Origin of the sequence: Pseudomonas sp. (assembly GCF_035277045.1) — a bacterium.
Taxonomy (GTDB): domain Bacteria; phylum Pseudomonadota; class Gammaproteobacteria; order Pseudomonadales; family Pseudomonadaceae; genus Aquipseudomonas.
Genome location: NZ_DATELE010000189.1, coordinates 1 through 5,503, shown reverse-complemented (window position 1 = coordinate 5,503; position 5,503 = coordinate 1). Strand labels below are relative to the sequence as shown.

The 5,503-nt window shown below is 62.9% G+C and carries 5 protein-coding genes; 2 read left to right on the top strand and 3 right to left on the bottom strand.

Features of this window, described 5'->3' with window-relative positions; translation table 11 throughout:
- The 3 genes from VJS90_RS09860 to VJS90_RS09850 all read right to left on the bottom strand — a co-directional run.
- Window positions 1–2,151: TonB-dependent siderophore receptor (locus tag VJS90_RS09860; protein WP_324121452.1), on the bottom strand; the 2,151-nt coding region annotated here is incomplete at its 3' end.
- 113 nt (window positions 2,152–2,264) lie between these two features.
- Window positions 2,265–2,921, bottom strand: a complete 657-nt coding sequence (locus VJS90_RS09855) for a CoA transferase subunit B (protein ID WP_324121450.1) — start codon at window positions 2,919–2,921, stop codon at window positions 2,265–2,267.
- 33 nt (window positions 2,922–2,954) lie between these two features.
- Window positions 2,955–3,653, bottom strand: a complete 699-nt coding sequence (locus VJS90_RS09850) for a CoA transferase subunit A (protein WP_324121454.1) — start codon at window positions 3,651–3,653, stop codon at window positions 2,955–2,957.
- A 135-nt stretch (window positions 3,654–3,788) separates the two neighbouring features.
- Here VJS90_RS09850 and VJS90_RS09845 point away from each other — a divergent pair, with 135 nt between their 5' ends.
- Both VJS90_RS09845 and VJS90_RS09840 read left to right on the top strand, forming a co-directional pair.
- Window positions 3,789–4,694 carry a LysR family transcriptional regulator gene (locus VJS90_RS09845; RefSeq protein ID WP_324121448.1) on the top strand — a complete coding sequence of 302 codons (906 nt, stop codon included), beginning with the start codon at window positions 3,789–3,791 and terminating at the stop codon, window positions 4,692–4,694.
- Window positions 4,682–5,503 carry an aldo/keto reductase gene (locus VJS90_RS09840; RefSeq protein ID WP_324121446.1) on the top strand — a complete coding sequence of 274 codons (822 nt, stop codon included), beginning with the start codon at window positions 4,682–4,684 and terminating at the stop codon, window positions 5,501–5,503. The genes VJS90_RS09845 and VJS90_RS09840 overlap by 13 nt, the downstream gene beginning before the upstream one ends.

The window sequence follows — 5,503 nt, the reverse complement described above, 5'->3', positions numbered from 1 at the left end:
GTTGTAGTAATGCTCGTCGAACAGGTTCTTCACGTTCAGCGAGCCCGCCAGGTGCTCGTCGAACTGGTAGCGGGCCATCAGGCCGACCACCGAGAAGGCCCGCTGGCTCATGCTGTCGCGCACCGTGATGATGTCGCCGCTGGCGTCGCGCCCGACCGGGCGATTGCCCAGGCGGTAATTGTCGCTCTGCCAGTCCAGGCTGCCACCAACGGTGAGTGCCGGGGTGACTTTGTAGGTGCTGGAGAAGCGCACCAAGTTGAGCGGCTGCTCGGTGTTCTTGCGTTTTTTCTCGGCGTCGGCGGCGTGGGTGTAGCTGTAGCCCAGGCTCATGTTCCAGTCCGGCATGACTTCACCGGCGATCTCGGCCTCGAAGCCTTCGACCACGATGCCCTTGCCGCCAGACACATAGTATTGCTGGCCATCGGGTCCGCGCGGGATGGAGTCATCGATCTCGGCGACGTTGTCCTGCTTGCTACGGAATACGGCTGTGCTGAGGTTGGCGCGCTCATCGAACAGGCTGCCCTTGAGGCCGATCTCATAGACCTTCCCCACCACTGGCTCGATGTACTGCTCGTTGACGTCCTTGGCGGTCTGCGGGTTGAAGATATCGGTGTAGCTGGCATACACCGTGAACTGTTCGCTCAGGTCGTAGAGCACACCGGCATAGGGCGTCCACTGGTCGTTCTGGGTCTGTTCGCTGGTGGTGTGCCCGGTGACATTGAGGCCGGTATCGTACTTCCATGACTGGCTGCTGGTTTTCCAGCTGCCATAACGGCTGCCGATGACAACGTGGAAACTGTCGGTCAGGTTCAGGCGCGTGGCGATGTATCCCGCCTTTTGCTCGGTGCTGCCGCGCGAGGTATCCAGGCCGGTGGTGGTGTCCGAGAACTTGGGTATCGAACCCATGTTTTTCCAGTCGGATATGGTCGTGTAGCCGGCCGGCAAGGCATCGCCGACGATGTAGGGAGAGTTGTTGCGCCGTTCCGACTCTCCATAACCCATCATGAACTCATGGCTGCGCCCAAACAGCTGGTACGGTCCCGCCACGTTGAAGTCGACGGCATCCATTGTCTCCTCGCCCGAAAAGTGGCTCGTCCAGGCCGTCATTCCGGTGCGATCGGTATCCGGAAAACCGTTGCCGCCATAATAGACCTTGCCGTCGCTGTCGGTCTGGCGGTGGGTGTAGGCGGCTTTCAGAGTCCAGTCCTCGCCGAGCCGCTGGTCCAGGGTCGCGAACACCGTCTGGTCCTTCAGCGGCCAGGATGACCAGGGCGCTGCCAGGTTGGTCGAGCGCGGCAGATTGGCCTTGCTGCCATCAGCGTTCCAGAACGGCACCGTTCCCCACGAAGAGCCCTGCACATGTTTGTTCTGGTAATCGTAGCCCACCGCCAGCACCGTACTGTCCGTCAGGTCGGCTTCCAGGATGCCGTAGGCGACCTCGCGCTGCGCCTGGTAATTATCCATGTACGACTTGTTGTCGCGGTAGGCCAACACCGTGCGCCCGCGCAAGCGGCCATCGAAGGCCAGCGGTCCGCCCACGTCCAGGTAGCTGTAGTAGTTGTCGTAGGTACCACTACTGACGCCGCTGCTCACCGCCAGCTCATGGGTCGGGCGCTTGCGCATCATGGCGATGGTTCCCGACGGGTCCCCTGCCCCGGTGGTCAGCCCCGTGGCCCCGCGAACCACCTCGATCCGGTCATAGATGATCGTGTCCGAGTCAGACTGCAGCCCCGAAAACGTGTTGAGCATCCCATCGATCTGGAAGTTCTTGATCGCATAGCCGCGCGAGTAATAGGCCGGGCGCTCCGAATCGTTGCGTTGCACCGTGATACCCGTCACATGCGCCATCGCCTCGGACAGGTTGGTCAGCTTGAAGTCATCCAGTTGCTGGCGAGTGATCACCGACACGGACTGGGGCGTCTCCTTGACCGACAGGTTCAGCCGCGTGGCCGTGCTCATGCTGCCGGTGGTGTAGGCGCCGGTGTTTTCGGTGGTGGTGCCGAGGCCTTGGGCAAGGATCTCGGTGGAGCCCAGCTCCAGGACGCCGGCTTCGGGGGCTGATGCAACGGTGTCCGCGAGTGACAGCGGGCCGAAGGTGCTGGCGCACAGGCCCAGGGTGAGGGTCATGGAGCGGGTGATGGGGACGAGCATTACAGGGTGTTCCTTGTTCTCTGGGAAATCCGTTTCGGCCGATATGGCCCAGAGATAGAAACGTTGGGTTGGCGCAGGGATTTAATCACCGACGCCATGCTCATCAGACCGGTCTAGAAGCGCATTGTCGTCACACCCTCCGGCACGATCAGCTTGCCGGCGGTCTTCTCGATGACTTCCTCGACGCTCACCCCAGGCGCCGTCTCGCGCAGGATGAAGGCGCCGTCCTCGATCTCGAGGTACGCAAGGTCAGTCAGCACCTTGCGAATGCACCCCGCGCCGGTCAGCGGCAGGCTGCAGCGTGACAGCAACTTGGACTCCCCGTCCTTGGAGGCGTGGGTCATGGTGACGATAATGTTCTCGGCACCGGCGACCAGGTCCATGGCGCCGCCCATGCCCTTGACCAGCTTGCCGGGGATCATCCAAGAGGCGATGTTGCCCTGCACGTCGACTTCGAAGGCGCCGAGAACGGTGAGGTCGACGTGGCCGCCGCGGATCATGGCGAAGGAGTCGGCGGAGTTGAAGATCGAGGCGCCGCGGCGGGCGGTGACGGTCTGCTTGCCGGCGTTGATCATGTCGGCGTCGAGCTGTCTCTCGGTGGGAAACTCGCCCATGCCGAGCAGGCCGTTTTCCGATTGCAACATGACGTCCATGTCATCAGGGACGTAGTTGGCCACCAGGGTGGGGATGCCGATGCCAAGGTTGACGTAGTAGCCGTCCTTGAGTTCACGGGCGACGCGTTGGGCCATCTGTTCGCGGGTCAGTGCCATGTCTGTGGTCTCTCTGTTGTTCTGGGCGGGAGGTCAGGCTTTGACGGTGCGCTTTTCGATGCGCTTCTCGAAGGTGCCGACGATGACCCGGTCGACAAAGATGCCCGGGGTGTGGATCTCGCTGGGCAGCAGCACGCCGGGCTCTACGATCTCTTCGACTTCGACCACGGTGATGCGGCCGGCGGTGGCGGCCAGCGGGTTGAAATTTTGCGCGGTGTTGCGGTAGACGATGTTGCCGTAGTAATCGGCTTTCCAGCCTTTGACGATGGCGAAGTCGCCGGTGATGGCTTCTTCGAGGATGTAGTTGCGGCCGTTGAAGTTGCGCACCTCCTTGCCTTCGGCGATCGGGGTGCCGTAGCCGGTGGCGGTGAAAAAGGCGGGAATGCCAGCACCGCCAGCGCGCATTTTCTCGGCGAGGGTACCTTGCGGGGTCAACTCCACTTCGAGCTCGCCGCTGAGTAGCTGGCGCTCGAACTCGGCGTTTTCACCCACATAGGAGGCGACCATCTTGCGGATCTGCCGGTCCTTGAGCAGCAAGCCCAGGCCGAAGTCGTCCACGCCACAGTTGTTGGAGACCACCGTCAGCCCCTTGACCCCGCGGTGGCGGATCTCGGCGATCAGGTTTTCGGGGATGCCGCACAGGCCGAAACCGCCGGCCAGGACGGTCATGCCATCGGTCAGGCCGTCGAGTGCCTGTTCATAGGTTGCTACGCGCTTGTCCAGTCCGGCCATGCTGTTCCGCCTGTTGTCGTTGTTGACCGACGGGGTGTCGGTGAGCGTTGAGCGCATCTTCACCCGCGCCCACTAATTTGTTAATTTTGATTAATTCATCGATTGATAACTTTTCCAAAACAAAGATCGAGACTCATGAACGTCAAGCAGTTGCGTGCCTTCGTTACCGTGGCCAAGTACCAGAGCTTCGCCCAGGCCGGGGAGCACCTGCACATCTCGCAGCCGGCCCTGAGCCTTACGATCAAGGCGCTTGAGGACAACCTCGGCGGCGCCCTCCTCACCCGTACCACGCGCAGCGTCAGCCTGACCCCGGAAGGCGAAGTGCTGTTGCCACTGGCCCGGCGCCTGCTGGTGGACTGGGAGGACACCGAAGAGCTGCTGCGCCAGCGTTTCACCTTGCAGCTGGGGCGCGTGGCTGTCGCGGCGATGCCCGCGTTTGCCGGCAACCTGCTGCCGGCCTCGCTCAAGGTGTTCCGCCAGCGCTATCCGCGGGTCAACGTCACCGTGCACGACGTGATCAACGAACAGGTACTGGAACTGGTGCGTCACCGGCGCGTCGAACTGGGCATTGGCTTTGAACCCGACAGTGGCGATGCCCTGCACTTCGAGCCGCTGTACCTGGACCGGTTTGTGGCGGTGGTGCCGGCTGATTCGGCCTTGGCCCTGCAAGCGCGGGTGACCTGGCGCGAGTTGCTGGCGCAGGATTTCATTGCCCTGCAGCGTCCGTCGGCGGTGCGTTTGCTGCTCGAGGAACACCTGGCGCTCGAGCACGGCAAGCTGGCGGTGGCGTTCGAGAGTCACCAGCTCACCACCATTGGCCGCATGGTTGCCAACGGCCTGGGGGTGAGCGCCGTGCCAGCGCTGTGCATCGGCCAGATGCAGGAACTCGGCGCACGCTGCGTGCCGTTGGTCGAACCCTGCGTGGAGCGGCGCATCGGCGTCATCTCGCTGGGCGATCACAAGTTGTCCACCGCAGCCCAGGCGCTGCTCGACGTGCTCCTTGCACATACCCGTCCCCCGGAGGTGACATGCGTACCTTGAAACTTGCAGGCTCAAACGTTCCGGCCATTGGCCAGGGCACCTGGTACATGGGAGAAGACCCTGCCCAGAGGGACCGCGAGGTGGCGGCCCTGCAGCAAGGCATCGAGCTCGGGCTGACCCTGATCGACACTGCCGAGATGTATGCCGAGGGGGGTGCCGAGACCGTCGTGGGCGAGGCTATCGCCGGTCGGCGGGACCAGGTGTTCCTGGTCAGCAAGGTCTACCCGCACAACGCCAGCCTCAAGGGCGTGCCGGCTGCCTGCGAACGCAGCTTGCGGCGGTTGGGCACCGACTGCATCGATCTGTACCTGCTGCACTGGCGCGGGCAGCATGCGCTTGAGGAAACGGTCGAGGCGTTTGAGCGTCTTCGTGAAACCGGGAAGATTCGCCGTTGGGGTGTGTCGAATTTCGATGTGGATGACCTGATCGAGCTGGACAACGCCGATTGCGCAACCAATCAGGTGCTGTACAACCCGTCGCAACGCGGTATCGAGTTCGACCTGCTGCCCTGGAGCCAGGCCCGTGGCCTGCCGACCATGGCCTATTGTCCATTGGCGCAGGCTGGCAAGCTGCTGGGGCATCCTGTGCTGTCGCGGATCGCCGAGCGCCATGGTGTCACTCCTGCCCAAGTCAGTCTGGCGTGGGTGACGCGCGAGGACGGAGTGATCGCGATACCCAAGGCGGTGTCGCCTGAGCATGTGCGGATGAATGCGGCGGCGGGCGACCTGGTGCTGGATGCCGAGGATCTGGCGGCGATTGACCAGGCGTTTGCAGCGCCGACGCGCAAGCAGAGGTTAGCGATGGTTTGA

What these genes read in the sequence shown, in the direction of transcription:
- VJS90_RS09855 (WP_324121450.1), bottom strand. Translation starts at nt 2,921, where the DNA reads ATGGCACTGACCCGCGAACAGATGGCCCAACGCGTCGCCCGTGAACTC.
- VJS90_RS09850 (WP_324121454.1), bottom strand. Translation starts at nt 3,653, where the DNA reads ATGGCCGGACTGGACAAGCGCGTAGCAACCTATGAACAGGCACTCGAC.
- VJS90_RS09845 (WP_324121448.1), top strand. Translation starts at nt 3,789, where the DNA reads ATGAACGTCAAGCAGTTGCGTGCCTTCGTTACCGTGGCCAAGTACCAG.
- VJS90_RS09840 (WP_324121446.1), top strand. Translation starts at nt 4,682, where the DNA reads ATGCGTACCTTGAAACTTGCAGGCTCAAACGTTCCGGCCATTGGCCAG.